This is a genomic window from Frigoribacterium sp. PvP054, assembly GCF_040547465.1.
Lineage (GTDB): Bacteria > Actinomycetota > Actinomycetes > Actinomycetales > Microbacteriaceae > Frigoribacterium.
Genome location: NZ_JBEPPU010000002.1, coordinates 566,225 through 592,018, shown reverse-complemented (window position 1 = coordinate 592,018; position 25,794 = coordinate 566,225). Strand labels below are relative to the sequence as shown.

Below are 25,794 nucleotides of genomic sequence, written 5' to 3'. Positions count from 1 at the left end.
GGGGGGGGGGGGGGGGGGGGGGGGGGGGGGGGGGGGGGGGGCGGGCGCCGCCGGCGGGGGGGGGGGGGGGGGGGGGGGGCGGGGGGGGGGGGGGGGGGGGGGGCGGGGCCCCCCCCCCCCGCCTCCTGCGTCCCCGCCCCCACCGGACCCGGTTCGAGAAAAATTATGCAGCAACTGCAGTCAGATGGTTGCAGATCGTCAACGAAAGCGTATGGTTGACATTCGGCAACCAACGGACACGGCCAACGGCGATCGGTCCCCACCATCTCGAACCACCGGAGCGCACCTTGTCGCAGACCACCACCGCCGCGGGTACCAAGCCCGTGGCTCCGCACGAACCGGGCGAAGCCCCCGGCATGAGCCACCGCGAAGTCCTCACGGCCCTGTCGGGCCTGTTGATGGGCATGCTCGTGGCGATCCTGTCGTCGACCGTCGTGTCGACCTCGCTGCCGCGCATCGTCAGCGACCTGAACGGCAGCCAGACCTCGTACACCTGGGTCATCACCGCCACGTTGCTGGCCACCACCGTCAGCACCCCGCTCTGGGGCAAGTTCTCCGACCTCACGAACCGCAAGGTGCTGCTGCAGGTGGCGCTCGTGCTGTTCGTGCTCGCGTCGGTCGCGGCCGGCTTCTCGCAGAACACCGCGACGCTGATCACCTTCCGCGTCTTCCAGGGCCTCGGCGCCGGCGGCCTCACCGCCCTGGTGCAGGTCGTCATGAGCGACATCATCAGCCCGCGTGAGCGCGGCCGCTACATGGGTTACCTGGGCGCCGTCATGAGCGTCGGCACGATCGGCGGCCCGCTGCTCGGCGGCGTGCTCACCGACACGATCGGCTGGCGCTGGAACTTCTTCGTCGGCGTGCCCGTCGGCATCGCGGCCCTGATCGTCATCCAGCGGACGCTGCACCTGCCGGCCAAGCCGAAGAAGAAGGTCGTCGTCGACTACTGGGGCGCGGGCCTGATCGCCGGCGGCGTCTCGCTGCTGCTCATCTGGGTCTCGCTCGGCGGCAAGCAGTTCGAGTGGAACTCGGTGACCAGCTGGGTCATGGGCCTCGGAGCCGCCGCGCTGCTCGTGCTCGCCGTGGTCGTGGAGTTCCGCTCGAAGGAGCCGATCATCCCGCTGACGCTCTTCACGAACCGCACCTTCACCTTCGCCGTCATCGCCTCGCTCAGCGTCGGCGTCGCCATGTTCGGCACCAGCGTCTTCCTCGGCCAGTACATGCAGCTGGCCCGCGGCCAGTCGCCGACCATGGCCGGCATCCTGACCCTGCCGATGGTCCTCGGCCTGCTCATCTCGTCGATGGTCGCCGGTGCGCTCATCTCGAAGTACGGCAAGTGGAAGCCCTACATGATCGTCGGTTCGGTCCTGCTCGCCGCCGGGCTCTTCCTCATGTCGACCATCGAGTACGACACGAACTTCGTCATCGTCTCGGTCTTCATGGCGATGATGGGGCTCGGCATCGGCATGGTGATGCAGAACCTCGTGCTGGTCGTGCAGAACTCGGTCGACGTCGGCGTCGTCGGCGCGGCCTCGTCGAGCGTCGCGTTCTTCCGCAGCCTCGGCGGCACCATCGGCGTCTCGGTCATGGGCGCTGTGCTCGGCACCAAGGTGTCGGGCTACATCACCGACGGCCTGACCGACGCCGGCGTCGACCCCAGCGCCCTGGGCAGCGGCGAGTCGACCACCAGCATCCCGGATCTCAGCACCGTGCCCGGCCCGATCCGCACCATCATCGAGTCGGCCTACGGTCAGGGCGTCGCCGACGTGTTCCTCATCGCGGCACCCCTGGCGATCATCACCATCGTCTTCGTCTGCCTGCTGCCGAACGTCGAGCTGGGCACCAAGACCGGCCTGCAGCGTGCCGCGGCGAAGGGCGACGGCCCGACGGCCGGATCGGCCTCGACCGACGGCGAAGGAGGCGCGGCCCCGGTCGACGGGAACGACGCGTCCCCGGCCGCCAAGGGCGCCGCGGCCACGGCCGGCCTGGCCCCCGCGGTGTCGAGCGCCCCGGCGACGGCGGCCGCACCCGCTCCGTCGGCACCCGCGTCGGCATCGACGAGCACGCTGACGACGGACTCGCCGGCCTCGAGCCTCTCCGGGTCGCCGGCTCCGGTCTCGCCGATCGACGAGGGGGCTGACCCGGTCGAGACGGGACGCCGCCACCACGGTCACGCGACGACCGCCACCGGTACCATCGACACGATCATCGCGACGGGTGCCGCCGAGGTGGCCGGCCACCCGGTGCCCGCCGACGAACTGGCCGAGAGCCCGGTGTTCTCGTCCCTGGTCGAGGAGAAAGATGTCGCAGCCGATCGTTGACGGCCAGCCCGAGGGCGCGGTGCTCGACTCGCCGCGCCCTGCGGGGGCCGAGGCCTCCGACCCGGCGGCACCGCGCCTCCTCGGGGTCGATGCCGACGCGCAGGCTGCACCACGCCTACCGAGCTCCGCCGACGACGGTCGCGAGGGCCACATGGCCAGCGTGGTCGACGAGATCGGCTCGATGATGGTCGAGGCCAAGCGCACGATCGCCGCGGCCGCGTCGCGGTTCGACCCCGACGTGCCGCCGACTGCGTTCTACGTGCTGCGCTACGTGATGAAGCACCAGCCGTGCAGCGCCGGCGACATCGTCAAGGCGATGGCGATGGACAAGAGCGCGGTCAGCCGGCAGGTCACCCTGCTGCGCGAGGCCGGGTTCGTGGACGTCGTGCCCGACACGGCCGACGGCCGCGTCATGACGCTGCGCAGCACCGATCGGGCCGAGGCCCGCATGCTCGAGGTGCGGCACGAGAACCGCGCCGTGTTCCGCACCCACGTCGAGGGCTGGACCGACGCCGAGCTCGCCGAGTTCGCCGGCTGGCTGAGCCGGTTCAACACCCCGGCCGGCTAGGTCGGCCGGCTTCGAGTCGCGTCCGCGTCGCACCCCGTCGACCGGCGCAGAACACCTGCCTAGGCGAATGGTCGAGCGCCGCATGCCGGGGTCACGCGGCGGACCGACGACGAAGGCCCCCTCCCGAGACGGGAGGGGGCCTTCGGGCGTCCGGCGGGTGCTAGATCGTGGCGGTGTCGATCACGAAGCGGTAGCGGACCTTGCTGGCGACGACGCGCTCGTAGGCCTCGTCGACCTCGTCGGCACCGATCGTCTCGATCTCGGCACCGATGTGGTGCTCGGCGCAGAAGTCCAGCATCTCCTGCGTCTCGGGGATGCCGCCGATGTTCGACCCGGCCAGGCTGCGACGGCCGCCGATGAGCGAGCCCGCGCTGAACGACTGCGGGTTCTCGGGCAGGCCCACGAACACCATCGTGCCGTTGAGGCGCAGGGTGCGGGCGTAGGCGTCGATGTCCATGTCGGCCGAGATCGTGTTGATGATCAGGTCGAACGAGCTGCGCAGCTTCGTGAAGGTCTCGGGGTCGCTCGAGGCGTAGTAGTGGTCGGCGCCGAGCTTCAGGCCGTCTTCCTGCTTGGAGAGCGTCTGGCTGATGACGGTGACCTCGGCGCCCAGGGCGTGCGCGATCTTGACGGCCATGTGGCCGAGCCCGCCCATGCCGACGACGGCGACCTTCTTGCCGGGGCCGGCGCCCCAGTGCTTCAGCGGCGAGTAGGTCGTGATGCCGGCGCAGAGCAGCGGTGCGGCCTCGTCGAGCGCGATGCCTTCGGGGATCGACAGCACGTAGTTCTCGTCGGCGACGATCTGCTTGGCGTAGCCGCCGTAGGTGGGCTCGCCCGAGTACTGGCGGCCGTTGTAGGTCGCGACGTTGCCCTTGACGCAGAACTGCTGCTCGCCCGCGAGGCAGTTCTCGCACTCGCGGCAGCTGTCGACGAAGCAGCCGATGCCGACGCGGTCGCCGACCTTGTGCTTCGTGACGTCGGAGCCGACCTCGGTGACGATGCCGGCGATCTCGTGACCGGGCACCATCGGGAAGATGGCCTTGCCCCACTCTTCGCGGGCCTGGTGGATGTCGCTGTGGCAGATGCCGGCGAAGGCGATGTCGATCTGGACGTCGTTCGGGCCGACGTCGCGCAGCTCGACGGTGGAGTGCTCGAAGGGGGCGCCGGCGGACGGCGTGAGCAGGACGGGGACGGTGGTGGGCATGGGGGGACCTCCGTGTAGATGGCTGTGCGCACCTCGCGGGCGCGCCGAAATCCGACGACGTTGTGGGATGCAACCCAGCCTAGGCCGGTCCGCCGACAACGGCTCCCAGCCGAGGCGCCGACGGCCCTACCGCAGGAGGCGCGGGTCGCCCCCCCGAGGAGGCGCGCCTCAGCCGAGCAGCTCGGCCCGCCAGACGAGCGCGGCGGCCCCGACCAGGGGGCTCTCGTCGCTCAGCCCGGAGCGGACGACGCGGACGCGACGGGCGTACTCGTTGACCGGCGCCTCCTGGACGGTGGCCCGGACCAGGTCGAGGTAGTCCTCGCTGACGCGCGAGAACCCGCCGCCGATCGCGACGACGTCGAGGTCGAGCAGCGTGGTGACCGACGACACGGCCTCGCCCACGGCGTTCGCCGATCGTCGGACGGCGGCCACGGCGATCTCGTCGCCCGCCACGTAGCCGGCGGCCAGGTCTTCGCCTCGCTCGCCCTGCCATCCCTGCGCGCGTGCCCAGGCGACGACGTTGGGGCCCGAGGCGATGACCTCGAGGGTGGCGGCCCAGGCGTTCTCGCCGGCGGGGCGGTCGGCGATCTGGATCTGACCGATGTGGCCGGCGTTGCCGGTGCCACCCGAGAGCAGTCGGCCGTTCACGATCAGCCCGCCGCCGACGCCGGTCGAGACCGTGATCGCCAACGCGTTGTCGACGCCCTGCGTCGCGCCCACCCAGTGCTCGGCGAGGGCCAGGCTGACGCCGTCGAGGCGCAGCGTGACGGGGGCGGCGTCGGGCAGGGTCGAGGCCGCGAGGGCCGCCACCTGTTCGCGCAACGGGTAGCCGCGCCAGGCGTGGAGGTTGATCGGCGACACCGTGCCGTGCACGAGGTCGACCGGGCCGGCGCTGCCGATGCCCGCACCGACGAGCGCGTCACCGTCGGGCAGGGCCGCGAGGGCGTGGGCGACGACCGCGCGGACCGCCTCGGCCAGTTCGTCGGACGTCGACCCGGCGCCGGTGGGGCGGCGGTCGCGGCTTCCGTCGAGCAGGGCTCCGTCGGAGGCGACCAGCGCCGCCTCGACCTTCGTTCCGCCCACGTCGACGGCCAGTGCGTAATCGGTCACGTCGGCCAGCGTAGCGGGGGCGTGCGACCGGGTCGGCCGCCGCACTAGGGTGGCTGCCGGCACGCTGACGAAAGGCACCCCATGCACACCACCGACGGTCGGGTCGCCGTGCTCGGCGACGCCCTCATCGACGAGATCCGCACCGACGAGGGGTCGACCGACCACGTCGGCGGAGCCGGCCTCAACGTCGCCGTCGGGCTCAGCCGCCTCGGCGTGCCGACCACGCTGCTCGCCTCGATCGGCGACGACGCCGACGGCGGGTCGATCCGCGCCTTCCTCGCCGAGCACGACGTCGAGCTGGTCGCGACGATCAACCCGTTCGGCACCGGCCGGGCCGTGTCGCTGCGGGTCGCCGGCGAACCGAGCTACGTCTTCACCGACGCCGCGGTCGCCCGGGGCCTCGACTTCTCGGCCGAGCAGCTCTCCGTGCTCGAGGCCGCTCCGCTCGTCGCGGTCAGCTCGTACCCGTTCGACGACGCCGCCCTGACCGACCGTCTGCTGCGCGTCGTCGGCACCGACCCCGTGCGGTTGGTGGTCGACCCGAACCCGCGCCCCGGGTTCCTGCCCGGCGGAGCCGCCCAGATCGCCGACTTCGTCGCCGGCTTCGAACGCGTCGCGGCCTCGACGCTGCTCGTCAAGGTCGGCGACGACGACGCCGAGCTCGTCGCCGGTCGGTCGCTCGCCGACTGGCAGGAGACGCTGCTCGCCTCGGGCACCGGGGGAGTCCTCGCCACGCGCGGCTCGGCCGGGGCGAGCCTGGTGCTCGCCGGGTCGGCGGACGGCGCCACGGACACCGCCGCGGGCACGGCCCTGACGCGCGGCATCTCGTCGGCCGACGGCGAGGTCGTCGACACGATGGGTGCCGGCGACGCGACCTTCGCGTCGATCGTCGCCTCGCTGCTCGCCGAGCGGCGTGAGCCCGGGTCGGTCGAGTGGTCGGGGGCGCTCGACCGGGCCATGGACGTCGCGGCGGCGACGGTCAGGGCTCCGGGGGCGTTGCTGCGGCTGCCCCGCTGACGGCTGCGCGGTCGGCCGACCCGCGCCTCCTGCCCTCTGCCGTCGCCCGGACGCCGCCGAGTGGACACGACGCCGCGGCGTGCGGCGGCGTCCCGTCCGCTCGGCGGTGTGTCGGACGGTCGACGATGAGGCTCAGCCGAGCGACTCGGCGACCGCCCGCGCCTTGCCCGAGAGGTACCAGTGCGAGCGGGCCCCGGTCTCGACGGGCTGCATGCCGACGACCACCTTGCCGCGGGAGTGCTGCTCGGCCAGGTCCTCGAAGGCCTGGGCGATGTAGTCGAACGGGTAGAAGCCCGAGACCAGCACGCGCAGCTTGTTCTCGGCGATGAGCTTCGCGAGGGCCGAGAGGATCATGGCCGGTTCGGTGTCGTCGCGCTCGGCGCCGATGAAGCGGATCTCGCGCTCGAGGCGGTCCTCGCTCGAGCTGAACCGCGACGGCAGGACGCCCAGGGCGGTGCTGAGGGCCGGGTTGTCGCCGCCGAAGTTGTCGATGAAGGCCGTGACCCCGCGGTCGGTCCCCGCCGCCTTGTCGATGCGCTCGCGCAGGCCCTCGCCGTAGTCGACCGGCACGACGCCGATCGACCGGAGGTAGTCGTGGTTGCCGGGGCTGCACGTGCCGATCACCTTGGCGCCGAGCTGCAGGGCGAGCTGGCACTCGATGTGGCCGACCCCGCCCGCCGCGGCCGTGATGACCACGACGTCGTCGGGCCCGAGGTGCAGGCTGCGGACGGTGTCGTACGCCGTGGCTCCCGCCAGGTAGAGGCCGCCGGCGACCTCCCACGGGACGTGCGGCGGCTTCGGCACGACGGCGCTCGCCGGCACCACGACGTAGGTCGCGTGCGCGCCCCCGCCGACCGCGTGGCCGACGACCTCGGCCCCGACCGAGAAGTCGCGCACGGCGGCGCCGCGCTTCTTGACGATGCCGGCGAAGCACGATCCCTCGCGGGCGGGGAACTCGAGGGGCAGCCGGTCGACGAAGTCGCCCCGCCGGATGAAGTTCTCGATGTGGTTGAGGCCCGCGCAGATGACCTCGACGACGACCTCGTCGTCGGCCGGCGTCGGCAGCGGCTGCTCGACGAAGTGCAGCTGGGCGACGTCTCCGTACCCGTCGAACTCGATGGCCTTGCCCGGTCGTGCCATGACGCGCCTCCACTGCTGTCGTCGCGGCGGCGCCTGTGCCGTCGCGAGGGTGAGTGAAGTGTGCGCCCTCCGGGCCCGCAGCGACCGCAGGGGACGCTTCGAGTTGCCTGGGGAGCCGGGCCCGGAGGCCGTCGGCCACGGTCGGGAGGCGCGGGTCGGCCTCGTCGTCAGAGCTGGTCGGTCGGCACCGAGAACGTGTCGCACGCCGTCGCGCCCTGGCTGCGCCCGGTCTCGAACCACTTCTGGCGCTGGTCGGCCGAGCCGTGCGTCCAGGTGTCGGGGTCGACCTGGCCGCCGCCGGCGGACTGGATGCGGTCGTCGCCCACGGCCGCCGCGGCGTCGAGCGCGTCGGCGACCTGCTGGTCGGTGACCGGCTCGAGGAACGTGACGCCGTTCGCGTCCTGGACGGTCGAGGCGGCACCGACCCAGGCGCCCGCGTAGCAGTCGGCCTGGACCTCGAGCCGGATGGTGTCGGAGCCCGGACCGGTGTCGCTGCGGTCGGCGCGGTCGAAGGCGCCGGTCAGCTGCTGGATGTGGTGGCCCCACTCGTGACCCACGACGTACATCTGGGCGAGCGGGCCGCCGCTGGCGCCGAACTGAGAGCGGAGCTGTTCGAAGAAGTCGGTGTCGACGAAGAGCGCCTCGTCGGGCGGGCAGTAGAACGGACCGGTGGCACTGGTCGCCCCACCGCAGCCGGTGTCCGTCGACCCGCTGAAGAGGAAGAAGTCGGGCGTGCGATAGTCGCTGACGCCGAGGGCCGGAGCCTCGGTGGACCAGTAGGCGTCGAGCGAGTCGGCTGCTCCGACCATGCGGCAGTCGACGCTGTCGTTCGCCTGGGCGCCGGTGGTGCACTCGGACGACAGGTCGCCCTCGCTGACGGGCTGGGCTGCCCCGCCGCCCATGCCGCCGCCGAGCAGGCCCGAGACGTCGACGCCGGTGGCCTGGCTGATGAGGAACACCGCGATCACGCCGACGATGCCGAGACCGCCCCCGGCGATCCCCGCCGTGCGGCCGCGGCTGCGCCGCTTCACCTTGCTGCCGTCGAGGCGCGCGTCGTCGTTGAATGACATGTCGCCGACGGTAGCGCAGCGCCGACGTCAGCGCCCTTCGGCGGCCTCTTTCGCCTCGCGCTCCTTGCGGAGCACCTCGCGGCCGGCGTTGCGCTCTTTCACCCGCAGTTCTTCTTCGCGCACGTCGGCGTGGATGCCGCGCTCGGTGCGCAGCCAGTCGGGCATCTCGTCGAGCAGGGCGTGGATCTGGTCGGTCGTCATGACGTCGTCGACGCCGGCGCGGGCGAGGCCCGACGTCGAGATGCCGAGCTTCTGCGCGACCACCGGACGCGGGTGCGGGCCGGTGCGGCGCAGCTCGGACAACCACTCGGGCGGGTTCGTGCTGAGCTCGGCGAACGCCTCGCGCGTGACGGGGGAGGCCTGGAACTCGTCGGGCGTGGCCGGCAGGTACACCCCGAGCTTCTTGGCGGCCGTGAAGGGCTTGAGGGTCTGCGGCTGCTTGCCGGACGGCGCGTCGGAGGTCATCTGCCCAGGCTACCGGCCCGATACCCTCGACCCATGACGACCGAGCCGACCCGCGCCCCGTTCCGCATCGGGGTCGTGCCCGGGGTGACCCTGGCGAAGTGGTCGAGGCTCTGGGCCGAGCGCCGGCCCGAGACCCCGCTGGCCTTCGTGCCGCTGGTCGACGCCGACGCGGTCCCGGCGCTCGCCGCGGCCCGCGGCGACGACCGGGTCGACATGGTGCTGGCGCGGCTGCCCGTCGACCCCGAGGGCCTCTCGGTCATCCGCCTCTACGACGAGCGTGCCGTCGTCGTCGTGCCCAGGGACCACGTCGTGGCCGCGGCCAGCGCCGAGGACGAGGTCGAGGCGGCGGCGTTCGAGGGCGAGCACCGGCACGACCTCGACCCGACCCTCTCGACCGCCGACGCCGTGGCGGTGGTCGCCACGGGGGCGGGCGTCGCCGTGATGCCGCAGTCGCTCGCGCGCCTCCACGCCCGGAAAGAGGTGACCTACCGCTACGTCGCCGACCTGCCGCCGACGACGATCGCGCTGGTCTGGCCCGAGGGCGACCTGACCGACGACCTCGACGACTTCATCGGCGTCGTGCGGGGCCGCACGGCCCGCAGCTCGAGGTCGAGGAGGCGCGACGAGCCCGAGCGCGAGGCCCCGGCCCGCAAGGGGTCGGCTCCCGACCCGCGCGGGGCGAAGCCGGGGCGCACGCCGCCGAAGGGTCGCGGGCCGCAGCGTGGCACGGGTCGTAGCCGGCCGCGCCGCGGTCGCTGACCCGCTCCGAACCGTTCGGTCTGACAAGCTGAGCGCATGTCGAAGAAGACCTGCCTCCTGACCGGCGCCGGCCGCACGTCCTCGATCGCGAACGGCATCGCCCGCGAGCTCGCCGCCGACGGGTGGGACCTCGCGCTGACCACCTGGGACGGTTACGACGCCTCCATGCCCTGGGGCCTGGCGGCGATGGACGTCGGCTCGCTCGTCACCGAGCTCGAGGAGGCGGGTGCGCACGTGGCTGTCTACCCGGCCGACCTGGCGGACCCGGGGACTCCCGCGCGCCTCCTCGCGGCGGTGAACGCCGACCTGGGGCCGGTCACGGCGCTCGTGCTGTCGCACTCGCACGGCGTCGACTCGTCGATCCTCGACACGAGCCTCGAGAGCTGGGACGCGCACTACGCCGTCAACGTGCGGGCGGCCTGGCTGGCGATCAAGGCGTTCGCCGAGCAGCTGCCGCCGGTCGACCGGCTCGACGACGGCGCCCGGGTGGTGGCCCTGACCAGCGACCACGTCGTGCACAACCTGCCCTACGGCTCGAGCAAGGGGGCCCTCGACCGACTCGTGATCGCGGCGGCCCGCGAACTCGGCCCCCTGGGCGTCTCGTCGAACGCGCTGAACCCCGGCCCGATCGACACCGGGTGGATGGACGACGCCATCCGCGCCAGCGGCACCGAGCAGCAGCCGACCGGGCGCCTCGGGACGCCCGCCGACATCGGCCAGGTGGTGCGCTTCTTGCTGTCGCCCGCCGGCCGCTGGATCTCGGGCCAGCTGATCAAGGCCGACGGCGGCTTCTCGGTCTGACCGGCATCGCACCCGCACCGCACCGCACCGCGCAGCACCGCGCCGCAGCACACCGCGCAGCACCGCGTTTCGTGCACCACACCGCGACTAGGTGCGGTGCGGTGCACGAAACGCGGTGCGGTGGTGCCGAGGCGGGTGGCTCGCTAGCATCCGGGCATGACCGAACCCGTGACCTTCCGCACCACCATCGCCGAGGCCCGCGTCAACGCGACGGGCATCGTCGTGCCGCCCGAGGCCGTCGAGTCGCTGGCGTCGGGCAGGAAGCCCGCGGTCGTCGTCACGGTCGAGGGGTACACCTACCGCAGCACGGTCGCGAGCACGGGCGGGCGGTACCTGATCCCGGTCAGTGGCGCGCACCGGGCGGCGTCGGGTGTCGTCGGCGGGCAGGAGGTCGAGGTCACGCTGGCCCTCGACACCGAGCCGCGGGTGGTCGAGGTGCCGGCCGACCTGCGCGAGGCGCTCGACGCGGACGACGCGGCCCGCGCCTCCTACGAGTCCCTCTCGTACAGCCGTCAGCGCGCCCTCGTCGAACCGATCGGGGCGGCGAAGACCCCCGAGACCCGGGCCCGTCGCCTGGCCGCCGCGCTCGCCGCCCTTGCCGGCTGAGCCCGCTCCGGCGCTGTACCCCGCGACGCTGGGTGGGCCGTCGGCCCGGGCGGCGTACCGTCCACGCCACCACCGAGCGGCGACGGACGCCGCCGGCAGGACCACGCAACAAGGAGGCGCGATGTCGTTCAGCAAGGGAGACCACGTCACCTGGAACACCCCTCAGGGCGAGACCCACGGCACGGTCGTGGAGAAGCGCGTGAAGGAGTTCCAGCTCGACGGGCAGAAGTTCAAGGCGTCGGACGACGAGCCGTACTTCGTCGTCGAGAGCGACAAGAGCGGGGCGAAGGCGGCCCACAAGGGCTCGTCGCTCTCCGCGAAGAAGAAGTAGCAGCACCCACCATCCACAGTCCCACCCCGCCCCACCCCGACGAGGAGAACACCATGGCCGACCTGAACGACGTGCGCTGGAACGACGAGGCCCGCGACAAGATCCTGACCGACGCCGACAACGTGCTGCGCGATGCCGTCCGCGACGCCGCGGCCGCCCACTCGGGCGAGTCGTGGGAGGAGTCCTTCAAGGCGATCAACGAGGCCGTCAAGGACCGCTTCATCGACTACGAGCCGGGCCCGGACGTGCGCAAGTACGCCGAGGCGATCGAGCGCGGCGAGTTCAGCTGACCCGCGCCTCCTGGCCGGCGTCGACCCGGCGCACCCGTGAGCTGAGCGCCACGGCGACGGCGACGGCGACGACGAGACCGGCCAGGGCGGCGAGCGTCGCCGGCGTGCCCAGCAGGTCGGTGAGCGGCCCCACCGTCACCTCGCCGACGGGCACGCCGGCGAGCGACGCCAGCGTCAGGCACGAGAACACCCGGCCGAGGTAGGCACCCGGCACCTGCCGCTGGACGACCACGTCGAGTGGCACGGTGAAGACCTCGAGCCCGACGCTGGCGGCGAAGAGCCCCAGGGCGATCCAGAAGAACCAGTGCAGCGGATCGAAGACCACGGGGTCGGTGCCGTAGGCGAACGAGAGCAGCACGAGCGGCAGGGCCAGCGCCGCCGCTCCGAGGCAGGCCGCCCAGAGCCGGAGGCGGCCGCGCAACGCCCCGGCCCAGAACGCACCGACGATCAGGCCGAGCGTCTGCACGGCCCCGGCGAAGCCCCAGAGCAGACGTCCGAACGACTGGTCGGCGACCAGGGGCCCGACGACCTGCACCCCGCCGGCGAACGCGAACTGGAACGTGAAGGCCAGGGCAGCCGTCGAGGCGAGCCAGCGGGTGCGCCACACGAAGCCGAGCCCGCTGCCGAGGTCGCTCAGCACCGACGTGCCCCCGGAGGCGCGGGCACCGTCCCGGGGCAACCCCACGAAGACGACGGCCGCCACCGCGAAGACCCCGGCCCCGAGGGCCAGGGCGACGCCCGAGCCGGCGGTGCCCACCACGGCGCCGCCCACCGCGGTGCCGACGACGAGGCCGACGTTCATGCCCACGCGGCTGAGGACGGTCGCGTCCCTCACGCGCTCGTCGGGCACCGTGTCGCGGAGCAGTGCGCTCGTGGCCGGGCCGAAGAAGGCGGCCGCGGCGCCGTTGACCGCGCCCACGGCGGCGAGGGTGACGAGGGTCTCGGTCTGCGTGAGCATGAGCGTCGCCGCCCCGACGAGCGACAGGGCCGACACCCACGACGACACGATCGCGACCGACCGCCTCGAGAACCGGTCGGCGAGGGCACCGCCGACCAGCACGAGCACGATGTTCGGCACCGAGCGGGCGACGACCACGAGCCCCAGGTCGACGGCGTCGGCCCCGAGGTCGACGGCCGCGAAGACGATGGCCAGGGGGGCCAGACCGCTGCCCAGCCACGAGGACAGCCGCCCGACCCAGAGGGCCCGGAAGGCGGGCGTTCTCAGCAGCGACCACGGCACCGCTCGACTCTATGTCGACGGCCGGTGCTCGGACGACGTGCCCGCGGCGTCGTCACGGGCGCTCGGGACGACCTAGGCTGACCCCGATGGACGCCTCCGAGCCCGACACGACCCGCGCCGACGTCAGCGACGTCGCCCCGGTCGGCGTGGTGCGCGAGCCGGGCCGGTACCGCAAGGGCATCGCCAAGCGCGAGGCGATCCTCGACGCGGCGCTGCCCGTCTTCGGCAAGGTCGGGTTCCACGGGGCGACCCTCCGCGAGATCGCCCGACGGTGCGGGGTCTCGCACCAGTCGCTGATGCACTACTTCCCGACCAAGGACGAACTGCTCATGGCTGTGCTGCGGCGGCGGGACGAACGCCTGCGGCGGCACTTCGACGACGACGGAGGCATGAGGGTCGACGAGCTGGTGGCGCTCGCCGAGTACAACGTCGACGTGCCCGTGGTGATCTCGCTGTTCATCACGGCGTCGGCCGAGGCCACCTCGCCCGACCACCCGGCACACCACTACTACGCCGACTACTACGAGCGCATCGTCTCGTCGACCTCGGCCTACCTCGGGCTCGCCCAGGCCCGGGGCTGGCTCCGGGACGGCTTCACGGCCGAGTCCGCCGCCCGCGTCGTGCTGGCGGTGCAGGACGGCCTGCAGCTGCAGTGGTTGTACGAGCGCGACGACGTGGACGTGCCCGCACTGATGCGCCTCGTGATCGGCAGCGTCCTCACGGTGCCGACGAGCGAACTCGACGCCGCCGTGCGGGACGCGGCCGGGCGCTCGCGCTGACCCGCGCCTCCTCGGGGCGTGACCGGCCGGGGCCGGTCACTTCGCGCTGATGCGCTGGAACTTCCGGATGCAGAGCGGCACGAAGACGACGAGCATGACCGCGATGCCGAGCAGGACGGTGGCGTAGGGGTGCTGCATCGTCCAGATGTCGGGCACCGGGGTGTCGCCGAGGTTGCCGAACGAGGTGCGGGCGGCCTGCACGAGCGACGACACCGGGTTCCACTCGGCGAACACCCTCAGCACGGTCGGCAGGGTGTCGCTCGGCACGAAGGCGTTCGACACGAACGTCAGCGGGAAGAGGATCATGAACGACGCGTTGTTGATCGTCTCGGGCGTCTTGACGCTCATGCCGAGCAGGGCCATGACCCAGCTGAACGAGTAGCTGAAGAGCAGCAGCAGGGCGACGCCGCCCACGAACGACGCCGGTGACGCGTTCACCCGCCAGCCGACCGCCAGGCCGGTGAGCATCATGATCACCATCGAGATCGTGTTGAGCACCAGGTCGCTGTTCGTGCGACCGATCAGCACGGCCGACGGGCTCATCGGCAGGGTGCGGAACCGGTCGATGATGCCCTCCTTCAGGTCTTGCGCCATGGCGGCGCCCGAGAAGGTCGAGCCGAAGACCACGGTCTGCGCGAAGATGCCGGCCATCAGGAACTGCGTGTAGTCGGTGCCCTGGACGGCGATCGCGCCGCCGTAGACCTGGCTGAACAGCAGCACGAACATGATGGGCTGCAGCACGGCGAAGATCAGCATGTCGGGCGAGCGCTTGACCTTGATCAGGTTGCGCTTGGTGACGGTCCAGCCGTCCGACGCCCAGGTGCCGAGGCCGGTGTCGGTCGACGGTCGCAGGGTCTGGGTGAGGGCGGCGGTCGTGCTCGTCGTGGTCATGCTCGTGCCTCTCTCTGCTTCGCGCCCCGGCGTCCGCGGCCTCGGCCACCACCCGCGTCGTCGTCGCCGGGCGACCCGTCGTCGGCGCCCGAGTCGTCGTCGGCCGCCCGGTGCCCGGTGAGCTGCAGGAACACGTCGTCGAGCGTCGGGCGCCGCATGCCGGCGTCGTGCAGCTCGATGCCGGCCGCGCCGAGGTCGGCCAGCGTGCGCTGCAGGGCGGTGGGGCCGTCGGTGACCGCGACCTCGAGCTGGCGGCCGTCGGCCCCGACGGTCGGTTCGGAGTCGCCGTGTCGTCGCAGCACCTCGACGGCCTGGTCGGCGCGGGCCTCGTCGACGAGGGCGACGACCAGGCGGTGGCCGCCGACCTGCGCCTTGAGCTGGTCGGCGGTGCCCTCGGCGATGACGGCCCCGCCGTCGATGACCGAGATGTCGTCGGCCAGCCGGTCGGCCTCCTCGAGGTACTGCGTCGTCAGCAGCACCGTCGTGCCGCCGTCGACCAGCCCCGTGATGATGTCCCACAGGGCGAGCCGGCTGCGCGGGTCGAGCCCGGTGGTCGGTTCGTCGAGGAAGAGCACGCGGGGGTTCGTGACGAGCGCCCCGGCGAGGTCGATGCGTCGTCGCATGCCGCCCGAGAACCCCTTGACCGGGCGGTCGCCGGCGGCGGTCAGGTCGAAGAGCTCGATCAGCTCGCGGGCCCGGTCGCGGCTGACCCGGCTGCCCAGGTGGTAGAGGCGGCCGATCATGTCGAGGTTCTCGAAGCCCGTGAGGTTCTCGTCGACCGCGGCGTACTGCCCCGAGACGCCGATCGAGCGGCGCACCGCCTGCGCGTCGTCGACCACATCGAGGCCGGCGATCGTGGCCGTGCCCGAGTCGGGTCGCTCGAGCGTGGTGAGCATCTTCACCCCGGTCGTCTTGCCGGCGCCGTTCGGGCCCAACAGGGCCTTCACCGTGCCCTCGGGCACCGTGAGGTCGAGACCGGTCAAGGCCCGGACCGGCCCGGACTTCGACCGGTAGGTCTTGGTCAGGCCGCGTGCTTCGATCATCGCCATGCGTGCTCCCGGGCTGGGGGTGGGCCTCCCGTCGGCGGACGGGTCGGTCCCGGCGGCCGCCGTGCACCGCCTGAACGCGCCCAAGGTAGCGCTGTCCGGCTCTCGCCGCCAGTGCCGATCCGCCCCCTGTGGACGAGGAGGCGCGGCGCACGACACGGTCTCGCCTCAAACCTTGCCAGGTGGCAAGTTCCGCCCTACATTCATCCCATGACCACCATCGACGAGACGGCGGGGCCGTCCACCGCTGAACAGCTCCTGCCCGTCGGCATCGGCGACGACGCCGTCGCCCTGGCCCGCCGCTGGGCGCAGGAGGCGTCGAACGCCCCGAGCACCGGCTCGGCCCACCTGCTCGCCCAGGTGCTGAAGGACGAGTCGGGCCTCGCCTTCACCATCGGCTTCGTCGACCGGGTCGTCCGCCCCGAAGACCTCGGCGTCGCCGCCCGCAACCTGTCGACCCTCGCGAAGCAGGCTCCGGCCTTCCTGCCGTGGCACATGCGCGGTGCCGTCCGCCTCGGCGGCGTCCTGGCGCCCCTCCTGCCCGGCGTGGTCGTGCCGATCGCCCGCCGCGTCCTGCGCGGCATGGTCGGCCACCTCATCGCGGACGCCCGCCCCGCCAAGCTCGGTGCGGCCATCGCGAAGATCAAGAAGGACGAGACCAGGCTCAACCTCAACCTGCTCGGCGAGGCCGTCCTGGGCGACGCCGAGGCCGAGCACCGCCTCGCGGGCACCCGGGCGCTGCTCGCCCGCGACGACGTCGACTACGTGTCGATCAAGGTCTCGTCGATCGTCAGCCAGCTCTCGATGTGGGCCTTCGACGAGACCGTCGAGCGCGTCGTCGAGAAGCTCACCCCGCTGTACGAGCTCGCCGCCCGCTCGCCGAGGCCGAAGTTCATCAACCTCGACATGGAGGAGTACCGCGACCTCGACCTGACCATCGCGGTCTTCACGCGCCTCCTCGATCAGCCGCAGCTCAAGGGCCTCGAGGCGGGCATCGTCCTGCAGACCTACCTGCCCGACGCCCTGGGCGCCCTGCAGCACCTCACCACCTGGGCGACCGAGCGGGTGGACGCCGGCGGGGCCGCCATCAAGGTCCGCGTCGTCAAGGGCGCCAACCTCGCCATGGAGACCGTCGACTCCACGGTGCACGAGTGGCCCCTCGCGACCTACGACACCAAGCAGGGCAGCGACACGAACTACAAGCGGGTGCTCGCCTGGGCGTTCACCCCCGAGCGCACCCGGGCGGTGCGCGTCGGCGTCGCCGGCCACAACCTCTTCGACATCGCGTTCGCGCACCTGCTGGCCGAGGCCCGCGGGGTGGGCGACCGCGTCGAGTTCGAGATGCTGCTCGGCATGGCCGAGGGGCAGGCCGAGTTGGTCAAGGCCGACGTCGGCGGGCTGCTCCTCTACACGCCCGTCGTCCACCCCCGCGAGTTCGACGTCGCCATCAGCTACCTGATCCGCCGCCTCGAAGAGAACGCCTCGAGCGAGAACTTCATGTCGGCCGTCTTCGAGCTCGCCTCGAACGAGGCCATGTTCGAGCGCGAGAAGGGTCGCTTCCTGGCCTCGCTCGCCGACGTCGACGGCGACGCCCCGGCACCGCACCGCGTGCAGAGCCGCCTCGACGCGGCCCAGGCGCTCCAGCCCCGCCCGGCGGGCAGCGGCTTCGACAACGAGCCCGACACCGACCCCGCCCTCGCCGACAACCGGGCCTGGGGTCGCGAGATCGCCGCGCGCTCGGCCGACTCGCGACTCGGCGTCGAGCTGATCGAGTCCGCCAGGGTCACCGACGTCGCCACCCTCGACGCGATCGTCGCGGACGCCGTGGCGGCGTCCGCCAACTGGGCGGCCAGGGGAGGCGCGGGCCGGGCCGTCGTCCTGCGCGAGGCCGCGGCCACGCTGTCGGCCCGACGCGCCGACCTCATGGAGGTCGCGGCGAGCGAGACCGGCAAGACGGTCGCCGAGGGCGACGTCGAGGTCAGCGAGGCGATCGACTTCGCCAACTGGTACGCCCACCTCGCCGAAGAGCTCGACCGGGTCGACGGCGCGACGTTCGTGCCCGAGCGGCTGACCCTGATCACCCCGCCCTGGAACTTCCCCCTGGCGATCCCGGCCGGCTCGACCCTCGCGGCGCTCGCCGCGGGCAGCAGCGTCGTGGTCAAGCCGGCCGGCCAGGCGAAGCGCAGCGGCGCCGTCATGGTGCAGGCCCTCTGGGACGCCGGCGTGCCCCGCGAGGTGCTCAAGCTGGTCGACGTCGACGAGGGCGACCTCGGGCGCCACCTCGTGTCGCACCCCTCGGTCGACCGCGTGATCCTCACCGGCGCCTTCGAGACCGCCGCGCTCTTCACCAGCTGGCGCACCGACCTGCCCCTGCTCGCCGAGACCAGCGGTAAGAACGCGATCGTCGTCACCCCGAGCGCCGACCTCGACCTGGCCGCCTCCGACGTCATCAAGTCGGCCTTCGGCCACGCGGGGCAGAAGTGCTCGGCGGCGAGCCTCGTGATCCTCGTCGGCTCGGTCGCGACCTCGGAGCGCTTCCGCCGTCAGCTCGTCGACGCCGCGTCGACCCTGCGCGTCGGCCTCCCCTCCGACCCGACGACGCAGATGGGCCCCATCGTCGAGCCGGCCCACGGCAAGTTCGAGCGGGCCCTGACGACCCTCGGAGCAGGCGAGACCTGGTTGGTCGAGCCGAAGCTGCTCGACGAGACGGGCCGTCTCTGGTCGCCCGGCGTGCGCGCCGGCGTCGCGGCGGGCAGCGAGTTCCACCTGACCGAGTACTTCGGCCCGGTCCTCGGCATCATGACCGCGGCGACCCTCGACGAGGCGATCGAGTTGCAGAACGCGACCGACTACGGCCTGACCGCCGGCCTGCACACCCTCGACCCCGCCGAGCTGGCCACCTGGCTCGACCGCGTCGAGGCGGGCAACCTCTACGTGAACCGCGGCATCACCGGCGCGATCGTGCGGCGTCAGCCGTTCGGCGGCTGGAAGAAGTCGTCGGTCGGCGCGGGCGCCAAGGCCGGTGGCCCCAACTACCTCGTGCACCTCGGCTCGTGGCAGCCGACGGCGCTGACCGAGCCGCAGGAGGCGCGCCCGGGTCGGGCGGCCCTGGCCGCCCTCGAGGCCGCGTCGCCGCTGCTCGGGGCGTCGGGTGCGTCGGCCCTCGACGACCTGCGCGCCGCCGCCGCCAGCGACGAGCACTTCTGGGCGACCGAGTTCGGCGTCGCCCGCGACGTGAGCGACCTCGGCCTCGAGCGCGACCTGCTGCGCTACCGCCCGCTGCCCGTCACCGTCCGTGCCGCCGACGGAGCCGCCCCGGCCGACGTGGTCCGCGTGCTGCTGGCCGGCCTCCGGTCGGGCGCCCCGCTCACGGTGTCGTCGTCGGTCGCCCTGCCCGGTGCCCTCGTCCAGGCACTCGGCCTCGCGGCCCCCGACGTGGTGCACGAGGACGACGCGGCCTGGCACCTCCGGGTGCGTGCGGGCCGGCTGTCGACCGAGCGCGTGCGGTTGGTGACGGGCGCGGGTGACGCGACCGGCGCCTCCTCGGCCCTGGCCGACGCCCTCGGCGGCGACCCGGCGGTCGCCGTGTTCGCCGCGGCCGTCACCCCGACCGGCCGCCTCGAGCTGCTGCCGTTCGTGCGCGAGCAGGCCGTGGCCATCACCGCCCACCGGTTCGGCAACCCCGACCCGTGGAGCGCCGACGTCATCTGATCCGGCGACGAGAGACGACGTGCCGCTCACCCCGTCGGGTGGGCGGCACGTCGTGTCTCGTCCGTGGCGTCGCGCGGTCGGACTCAGCCGGCGACGACCTCGACCTTGGTCCAGCCGGGCTCGCGGCGGTCGAACGCCTCGTAGGCCTCGATGGCCGAGCCGATGCCCTCGTGCTCGGTGATGAACGCCGTCGGGTCGAACTGGCCGGACGCGACCAGGTCGATCAGCGGCGGGGTCACCGAGTGGTGGTCGCAGTTGCCCATGCGGATGGTCAGGTTCTTGAGCATCGCCTCGCCGAACGGGAACGACGTGACGGTCGGCGAGTACACGCCGATGACGCCGATGCGGCCGTACTTCGCGACGACCTCGACGGCCCAGCGCAGGGCCTGCGTCGGGGCGTTGCCGGGCACCCACTGGTCGCCCTGCGGGTTCGCGTCGGGGGCGACCTGCTCGACCTCGGCCGCGAACTCGGCGGCCGTGTCGGCGTCGGGGGCAGCCGGGCCGTGGCTCGCGTGCTGGGCGTCGACGCCCACCGCGTCGATGACGGCGTCGACGCCGGCCCCGGCGGTGAGGCGCTTGATGGTCTCGACCGGGTCCTCCTCGTCGAAGTTCACGATCTCGGCGTTCTGGGCGAGGGCCTGCGCGAGGCGAGTCTCCTCGTGGTCGACGACGATCACGCGGCTCGCGCCCTGCTTGAACGCCGACGCGATCGCGAACTGGCCGACGACGCCGGCGCCGAACACGGCCACCACGTCACCCCGGGTCACGCCGGCGAGCTGGGCGCCGAACCACCCCGTGGGGAAGATGTCGCTCAGCAGGATCGCCTGCTCGTCGCTCACCGTGTCGGGCAGGCGGTGCATGGTGTTCTGGGCGAACGGCACGCGCACCGCCTCGGCCTGCAGGCCGTTCACCGGGCCGGTCGAGGCCGGGCCGCCGAAGAAGCAGGTGCCGGCGTCGGGGCCGTTCGGGTTCGCGACGTCGCACTGGGCCGTCTGGCCCTGACGGCAGTAGCGGCAGGTGCCGCACGAGACCGTCGAGTTGATGACGACGCGGTCGCCGGCGCTGAAGCCGCGCACGTCGTCGCCGACGGCGGTGACGACGCCGACCGCCTCGTGCCCGAGGATCGTGCCCTCGGCCATCGGGGCCATGGTGCCGCGCACGAAGTGCAGGTCGGTGCCGCAGATGGCGCTGCGGGTGATGCGGACGACCGCATCGGTGGGGTCGACGATCGTGGGGTCGGCGACCTCGTCGAGTCGGATGTCGCCGATGCCGTGCCAGACGACTGCCTTCATGGGGGTGGTCCTTCCGTCGAGTGAGGTGGGGGCTGCGGCCGGGCTCGTGTCCGACGGCTGCCGCCACCCGGGCGACGGTAGGCCCCGGCCGCGCGGCGGGACGTGTGCCCTCGCACAGAGAACGGGGGACGCGGCCCTGACCCGATGCCCCGCTGCCCTCGCGGAGGCGCCGGGGCGGACGCCGGGCCGCGGACGGCGGGCCTCGGACGCCGGGCTTCAGACGGCGGACTGTCCGGCGGCGTACCAGGCGGCCAGCCGCCGCAGTCCCTCGTCGACGCTCACGGCCGGGGTCCAGCGGAGGTCCCGTTGCGTCCGCCGCTGGTCGAACCAGTGGGCGGTCGACAGCTGTTCGGCGAGGAACCTCGTCATCGGCGGTTCGTCGGCACCCGGGCGCACGGCCCAGACCCGTTCGACGAGCGATCCCGCGGCGCGGGCGACCGCGGCGGGCACCCGGAGGCGCGGGGCGGGCACCCCGGCCGCCGCGCAGATCCCCGCCATCAGGTCGGCGACCGTGCGGGGTTCGCCGTTGCTGATGACGTAGGCCCCGCCGCTGACCTCGTCGACGCGCTCGAGCGCGGCGGCGATGCCCGACGCCGCGTTGTCGACGTAGGTCGAGTCGATCAGCGCGGCACCGTGGTCGAGCAGGGGCAGGCGGCCCGCGCGGGCGCGGTCGACGATGCGCTCGACGAGCTGCGTGTCACCCGGGCCCCAGACGAGGTGCGGGCGGACGGCCACCACGCGCAGGTCGGCGTCGGCCGCCCCGAGGGCGACGCGTTCGGCCGCGGCCTTCGTGCGGGCGTAGTCGCCGCGGGCGTGACCGGGCGAGGCGGGCAGGGCGTCGTCGCCCACGATCGACGAGCCGGCGTGTGCCACCGAGGGTGACGACACGAAGACCAGGCGTGACGCCGAGGAGGCGCGCATCGCCTCGACGAGGGAGCGCGTGCCCCCGACGTTCACGGCCTCGAACTCGGCCGCGTCACCGGTGAGCGACACCTTGGCCGCGAGGTGGACGACGGCGTCCTGGTCGCGGACGCCCGCGGCGACCGCCTTCGGGTTCGTCACCGAGCCGAGGACGTCGCGGGCCCCGGGCACGCCCGACGGTCGTCGCTGGAGGGTCGTGACCTCGTGCCCGGCGGCGGCGACGGCCCGGGCGACGGCGCCGCCCAGCAGGCCGCTGGCGCCGGTGACCAGCACCCTCACGGCTGCAGCCCGGGTGCGACGTCGGTCGTGTTCGTCGTCGACGGTCCTGCGCGCCCGCCCGTGTCGGCCGAACGCGCCCGATCCGGAGCGTCGCCGAGCCTCACGGGCGACGCATCCGTCCGCCCGACAGCACGGACGTGGCCCAGCCGGCGAGACCGGTGCGGTCGATCTTGCTGTTGTGTCGCACGTCCGTCGGCAGCCGGGGCACGACGAGCACGGCGGCCACGGGTCGTCCCGACGCCGCGGCGACGGCCGAGCGGACCGAGGCCGCCAGGGCCGCGGGGGCCAGCCCGGGACGACGGGCCGGGGGGACGGTCTCGGCGACGACGACGACCTGCTGCGTGCCGGCCGGGCCGACGCCGACGACGGCGGCGCGGGCGATGCCGGCCAGCGCCTCCACGGCCTGTTCGGACGCCACCGGCGTCAGGACGCCCGTGGGGGTCGTGATCACGTGGGGGAGCCGGCCCTCGACCCAGAGGCGCCCCGCGGCGTCGAGGTGCCCGACGTCGCCCGTGCGGTGCCACCGGGTCTCGGCGGTCGACCCGAGGCGGCTGGCGCGGTGCGTCAGCCAGAGCCGGTCGTAGTGGTCCTCGACGTGCGGGGCCGAGACGACGATCTCGCCGGTCACGCCGGCGTCGTCGACGAAGGCCGAGGAGGCGCGGCCCGCCTCGTCGAGGGGAGCGATCCGCACCGTCGTGGTCGCGCCGGGCAGCCCGACGCAGACCCCGCCCGCGTCGGGCGCGCCCGCGGCGACGGCGGCCTCGCGGTCGGCCGTCGCGGAGCGCACGCCCTCGAGCGTGACGTCGGTCATCAGCAGGCCCTCGGTCATGCCGTAGGGGGTGTGGGGCGTCGCGTCCGGCATGAGGTCGCCGGCGGCCGCGAGCAACGCCTCCGACACGGGGGCACCGGCCGAGAGGAACGTCCGGACGCCGGCCAGGGCGCGGTGGTCGTCGGCGTCGAGGTCGCCGGCGGTCGCGACGACGTTGGCGAGCGCGGCGGGGGAGAGGAAGACGACGGTGGCGTCGACCGCCGCCGTCGCGGCCGCCACCGCGCGGGCCGTCAGGGTGCGCGGCTTCGTGACGTCCATGTCGGGCGTGACGCTCGTCGCACCGAGGGCGGGCCCGAGCAACGCGAACGGCGCGAAGCCGGCGACGAGGCCGGTGCCCGGCCCGACGTCGTACCGCTCGGCGAGGGCGTCGCGCAGGGCGGTCAGCTGGCCGTGGCGGTAGACGACGCCCTTGGCGGGGCCGGTCGAGCCCGAGGTGAAGAGGATCGCGGCCTCGGCGTCCGAGGTCGGTGCCTCGGGCAGTTCGGCGAGGGCGTCGTGGGCCCGTCGGCCCAGGGCGGCGATCTCGGGCAGCGACGCCTCGACGCCGAGGGCCCGCGCGGCGACCGGCGACAGCGTCGTGGTCGAGATCTTGCGGCCGGGCCAGCCGAGGGCCGTGGCGGCGGTGAGGCCGGGCAGTTGTCCGACGACGTGGTCGGGCCAGGCTCCGCGGACCGCCCGCGTCAGGCCACGCATGCCGAGCCCCGCGTCGGCGACGACGACGACCGCGCCGATGCGCACGCACGCGTAGAGCACGGCGGTGAGGTCGGCGCCGGGCTGCACGAGCAGCGAGACCCGGTCGCCCGGTCGCACGCCGTGCTTCCGTAGGCCGAGGGCGATCTCGCGGACCCGGCGGGCGAGCAGGCTCCAGCTCACCGACCGCGGGCCGTCGGCACCCGCGGGAGCCATCTCGACGAGCGCGGTGGCCGGGCTGTCGGCCAGGGAGTCGAGGTGCGACCAGAGTGGGCGGTCCTGCGGGGACGCAGCCAGCGCCTCCTCGGGTCGGGAGGTGCCCGCGTCGGCGACACCGGTGCGAGCCGTACCGGTGCGGGACGTGCCGGTGCCGGTGCCGGGCGTGCCGTCGGGCAGGCGGTCGCCGAGCCAGGTCAGCACGGCCCCGGCGTAGTCGACGTCCTCGGCGACGAGGTGGCCGGCGCCCTCGAAGCGATGGACGTCGGCGTGCGGCAGCCGGTCGACGAGGTCGTCGAGGTACCGGTCGGAGAAGATCGGGTCGCGCGGGCCCCAGAGCATCAGGGCCGGCACGGTGACGTCGCGCAGGCCCTCGGCGATGCGGTCGAGCTCGGGGCTGCTGACGTGTTCGTCGTCGACGGGGATGTCGGCCACGAAGCCGCCGATGCCCCCGCGGCGGTCGGCCTGCCGGTACGGGGCCCGGAAGCCGGCCTTGACCTCGGCCGACAGCGGTGGGTGCGCGAGGCCGAGGGTCACGTCGAGGAACCCGGTCGTGCCGACGGTCGCGCGACCCAGCACGCCGCGGGCGAGGGTGAGGCGCAACGGAGCCGGGATCTTCTCGCCTTCGGGCTGGTGCACCGCGGTGTTGAGCAGCATGAGCCCCGCGAGCTGGTCGGGGTGGTCGACCGCCCAGCCCGACGAGACGACGCCGCCCCAGTCGTGGCCGAGTGTGACGACCGGTCCGGTGATCTCGAGCGCGTCGGTGAGGTCGCCCAGGTCGGCCACGCGACGGGCCAGGGTCTGGGGCGAGCCGGTGCGCTCCGAGAAGCCCATGTCGAGCTGGTCGACGGCGACGACCCGCCACGCCGTGCCCCCGGCCTCGGCGGCCTCGAGGGTGCGGGCGACCAGTCGGCGCCAGAGGTACGACCAGGTCGGGTTGCCGTGCACGCAGAGGATGGTGCCGACCGGCTCGAGGCCGCGGGCGGCGAGGGCGTCGCCGTTGTCGAGCACGTGCCAGGTGCGGGAGGCGCGGTGCGAGCCGAGCCCGTACGGCACGTCGACGAGGCGCGACCACGACGGGGCGAGCCCGTCGAGACCCGCGGGGGGACGTGACGCCGGCGCCGTGGCGGAGGCGGACCGCGGGAGGCGACTCACCAGGCGAGCTCCATCATCGCGGTGTTGATGCCCGAGCCGACGCCCATCAGCAGCACGCGGTCGCCCTTGCTGAGGGTCTTGCTCTCTTCGACCAGGGTGATCGGGATCGACGCCGGGCCGACGTTGCCCAGGGTCGGGTAGGTGAGCGGGACGAGCTTCTTGTCGATGCCCGCGGCCTTGACGAAGGCGCCGGTGTGCACGTCGCTGACCTGGTGCATGATGTAGCGGTCCATCCGCTGCCAGTTCCAGTCGCGCTTCGCTTCTTTCCAGGCCGAGACGACGAGCTCCATGCCGCGCTTCAGCAGGGCTTTCGCGTCGGTGAACATGCCGTCGACGCTGCCGACGCAGAGGTCGTAGTTCTCGGTGGCGGCGCGCGTGACGCCGCCGACGATGCGGTGGCCCTCGGGGTGCAGGTCGGCACGGCCGATGACGGCGGCGGCGGCACCCGAGCCCAGGGTCAGGCTCGCGAACTCGCTCATGAAGTCGTCGCGGCCGTAGCCCTTGGTCAGCAGGCGGTCGATCGTGTTGACCTGCACGTCGTCGGCGTCCTCGCCGTCGATGATGACGGCGTAGTCGATCTGACCGGCGTCGATGAGCTGCGCGGCGAGGGTCATGCCGTTGACGAAGCCGAGGCACGCGTTGGCGATGTCGAAGTTCGTGGCCGACGAGGGCAGGCCGAGGCCGTGGTGCAGGCGGACGGCGACCGAGGGCTCGAGGTGCGGGCGCGTGACCGACGTGTTGATGAGCAGTCCGACCTGGTCGGGGCGGATGCCCGCCTCGGCCATCGCGCGCTTGCCGGCGTCGATCGCGGCCGAGTCGAAGCTCTGCTCGGTGCTCCAGTTGCGGCGCTCGTACACGCCGGCGACGCGCTGGAGCAGGCCGGTGGGCAGCTTCAGGCGCTTGAGGACGGGCAGGAGCTTCTCGTCGATGCTCTCGGAGGTGGTGACCCGGTCGGCCATCGTGCTGGTGACCGACAGCAACGCGACGTTGCTGTGCCGGGTCGTAGCGTTTCCGTTCAACGGAACTCCCTGTCGAGTTGTGGCGGGGTGGGGCTGCACGCGCG

Annotated in this window: 22 protein-coding genes; 10 read left to right on the top strand and 12 right to left on the bottom strand. The window is 73.3% G+C overall.

The annotated features are described in order from the left end of the window. Nucleotides 1–356 precede the first annotated feature (356 nt). Nucleotides 357–2,321: an MDR family MFS transporter gene (locus ABID81_RS05575; protein WP_354593805.1), complete on the top strand. Its 1,965-nt coding sequence runs from the start codon at nt 357–359 to the stop codon at nt 2,319–2,321. After that, complete coding sequence (locus ABID81_RS05570) at nt 2,302–2,889, top strand: MarR family winged helix-turn-helix transcriptional regulator (protein WP_354593804.1); 588 nt, start codon at nt 2,302–2,304, stop codon at nt 2,887–2,889. Before ABID81_RS05575 ends, ABID81_RS05570 begins: the two co-directional genes overlap by 20 nt. A 160-nt stretch (nt 2,890–3,049) precedes the next feature. Here the strand turns inward: ABID81_RS05570 and ABID81_RS05565 are convergent, their stop codons facing one another. Beyond that, on the bottom strand, nt 3,050–4,093 hold the full coding sequence (locus ABID81_RS05565; RefSeq protein WP_354593803.1) for an NAD(P)-dependent alcohol dehydrogenase: 1,044 nt from the start codon (nt 4,091–4,093) through the stop codon (nt 3,050–3,052). 168 nt (nt 4,094–4,261) lie between these two features. Beyond that, nucleotides 4,262–5,203 (bottom strand): ROK family protein, encoded by a 942-nt coding sequence (locus ABID81_RS05560; RefSeq protein ID WP_354593802.1) that lies wholly within the window; start codon nt 5,201–5,203, stop codon nt 4,262–4,264. 81 nt (nt 5,204–5,284) lie between these two features. Between ABID81_RS05560 and ABID81_RS05555 the strand changes: the two genes are divergently transcribed. Next, entirely contained in the window at nt 5,285–6,220 is a 936-nt protein-coding gene (locus ABID81_RS05555; protein ID WP_354593801.1) for a carbohydrate kinase family protein, read from the top strand. A gap of 132 nt (nt 6,221–6,352) precedes the next feature. On the opposite strand, the gene ABID81_RS05550 is transcribed toward ABID81_RS05555, so the two are convergent. The 3 genes from ABID81_RS05550 to ABID81_RS05540 all read right to left on the bottom strand — a co-directional run bounded on the left by ABID81_RS05550 (nt 6,353) and on the right by ABID81_RS05540 (nt 8,895). Further along, complete coding sequence (locus ABID81_RS05550) at nt 6,353–7,360, bottom strand: NADP-dependent oxidoreductase (protein ID WP_354593800.1); 1,008 nt, start codon at nt 7,358–7,360, stop codon at nt 6,353–6,355. Between the two features lie 167 nt (nt 7,361–7,527). Beyond that, complete coding sequence (gene ypfJ, locus ABID81_RS05545; RefSeq protein WP_354593799.1) at nt 7,528–8,430, bottom strand: KPN_02809 family neutral zinc metallopeptidase; 903 nt, start codon at nt 8,428–8,430, stop codon at nt 7,528–7,530. Between the two features lie 27 nt (nt 8,431–8,457). Continuing rightward, nucleotides 8,458–8,895: a DUF5997 family protein gene (locus ABID81_RS05540; RefSeq protein ID WP_354593798.1), complete on the bottom strand. Its 438-nt coding sequence runs from the start codon at nt 8,893–8,895 to the stop codon at nt 8,458–8,460. Between the two features lie 33 nt (nt 8,896–8,928). On the opposite strand from ABID81_RS05540, the gene ABID81_RS05535 reads away from it, so the two are divergent. The 5 genes from ABID81_RS05535 (at nt 8,929) to ABID81_RS05515 (ending at nt 11,682) form a co-directional block, all read left to right on the top strand. After that, on the top strand, nt 8,929–9,654 hold the full coding sequence (locus tag ABID81_RS05535; RefSeq protein WP_354593797.1) for a LysR substrate-binding domain-containing protein: 726 nt from the start codon (nt 8,929–8,931) through the stop codon (nt 9,652–9,654). Nucleotides 9,655–9,690: 36 nt separating this feature from the next. Beyond that, complete coding sequence (locus ABID81_RS05530) at nt 9,691–10,455, top strand: SDR family oxidoreductase (RefSeq protein ID WP_354593796.1); 765 nt, start codon at nt 9,691–9,693, stop codon at nt 10,453–10,455. A 156-nt stretch (nt 10,456–10,611) separates the two neighbouring features. After that, the gene (locus tag ABID81_RS05525) at nt 10,612–11,061 is read left to right on the top strand and encodes a YdeI/OmpD-associated family protein (RefSeq protein ID WP_354593795.1); all 450 of its coding nucleotides are present in this window, start codon (nt 10,612–10,614) and stop codon (nt 11,059–11,061) included. A gap of 121 nt (nt 11,062–11,182) precedes the next feature. After that, the gene (locus tag ABID81_RS05520) at nt 11,183–11,392 is read left to right on the top strand and encodes a hypervirulence associated TUDOR domain-containing protein (RefSeq protein ID WP_354593794.1); all 210 of its coding nucleotides are present in this window, start codon (nt 11,183–11,185) and stop codon (nt 11,390–11,392) included. A gap of 53 nt (nt 11,393–11,445) precedes the next feature. After that, complete coding sequence (locus tag ABID81_RS05515) at nt 11,446–11,682, top strand: hypothetical protein (RefSeq protein WP_056259415.1); 237 nt, start codon at nt 11,446–11,448, stop codon at nt 11,680–11,682. Here the strand turns inward: ABID81_RS05515 and ABID81_RS05510 are convergent. Beyond that, nucleotides 11,675–12,922 carry an MFS transporter gene (locus ABID81_RS05510; protein WP_354593793.1) on the bottom strand — a complete coding sequence of 416 codons (1,248 nt, stop codon included), beginning with the start codon at nt 12,920–12,922 and terminating at the stop codon, nt 11,675–11,677. The genes ABID81_RS05515 and ABID81_RS05510 overlap by 8 nt on opposite strands. An 86-nt stretch (nt 12,923–13,008) precedes the next feature. Here ABID81_RS05510 and ABID81_RS05505 point away from each other — a divergent pair, with 86 nt between their 5' ends. After that, on the top strand, nt 13,009–13,701 hold the full coding sequence (locus tag ABID81_RS05505; RefSeq protein WP_354593792.1) for a TetR/AcrR family transcriptional regulator: 693 nt from the start codon (nt 13,009–13,011) through the stop codon (nt 13,699–13,701). A gap of 36 nt (nt 13,702–13,737) precedes the next feature. Here the strand turns inward: ABID81_RS05505 and ABID81_RS05500 are convergent, their stop codons facing one another. Continuing rightward, the gene (locus ABID81_RS05500; protein ID WP_354593791.1) at nt 13,738–14,592 is read right to left on the bottom strand and encodes an ABC transporter permease; all 855 of its coding nucleotides are present in this window, start codon (nt 14,590–14,592) and stop codon (nt 13,738–13,740) included. After that, nucleotides 14,589–15,641, bottom strand: a complete 1,053-nt coding sequence (locus tag ABID81_RS05495) for an ATP-binding cassette domain-containing protein (protein ID WP_354593790.1) — start codon at nt 15,639–15,641, stop codon at nt 14,589–14,591. The genes ABID81_RS05500 and ABID81_RS05495 overlap by 4 nt, the downstream gene beginning before the upstream one ends. Before the next feature lie 207 nt (nt 15,642–15,848). Between ABID81_RS05495 and ABID81_RS05490 the strand changes: the two genes are divergently transcribed. After that, a complete protein-coding gene (locus ABID81_RS05490; protein WP_354593789.1) occupies nt 15,849–19,349 on the top strand; it encodes a bifunctional proline dehydrogenase/L-glutamate gamma-semialdehyde dehydrogenase in 3,501 nt (1,166 codons plus the stop codon). A gap of 83 nt (nt 19,350–19,432) precedes the next feature. On the opposite strand, the gene ABID81_RS05485 is transcribed toward ABID81_RS05490, so the two are convergent. From ABID81_RS05485 to ABID81_RS05470, 4 genes are all read right to left on the bottom strand, one after another. Continuing rightward, nucleotides 19,433–20,641 (bottom strand): alcohol dehydrogenase catalytic domain-containing protein, encoded by a 1,209-nt coding sequence (locus tag ABID81_RS05485; protein WP_354593788.1) that lies wholly within the window; start codon nt 20,639–20,641, stop codon nt 19,433–19,435. A 216-nt stretch (nt 20,642–20,857) separates the two neighbouring features. Further along, on the bottom strand, nt 20,858–21,841 hold the full coding sequence (locus ABID81_RS05480; protein WP_354593787.1) for an NAD-dependent epimerase/dehydratase family protein: 984 nt from the start codon (nt 21,839–21,841) through the stop codon (nt 20,858–20,860). A 100-nt stretch (nt 21,842–21,941) separates the two neighbouring features. Beyond that, nucleotides 21,942–24,731, bottom strand: a complete 2,790-nt coding sequence (locus tag ABID81_RS05475; RefSeq protein WP_502915177.1) for an alpha/beta fold hydrolase — start codon at nt 24,729–24,731, stop codon at nt 21,942–21,944. After that, complete coding sequence (locus ABID81_RS05470) at nt 24,728–25,750, bottom strand: 3-oxoacyl-ACP synthase III (protein ID WP_354593786.1); 1,023 nt, start codon at nt 25,748–25,750, stop codon at nt 24,728–24,730. The genes ABID81_RS05475 and ABID81_RS05470 overlap by 4 nt, the downstream gene beginning before the upstream one ends. Between the last annotated feature and the right edge of the window lie 44 nt (nt 25,751–25,794).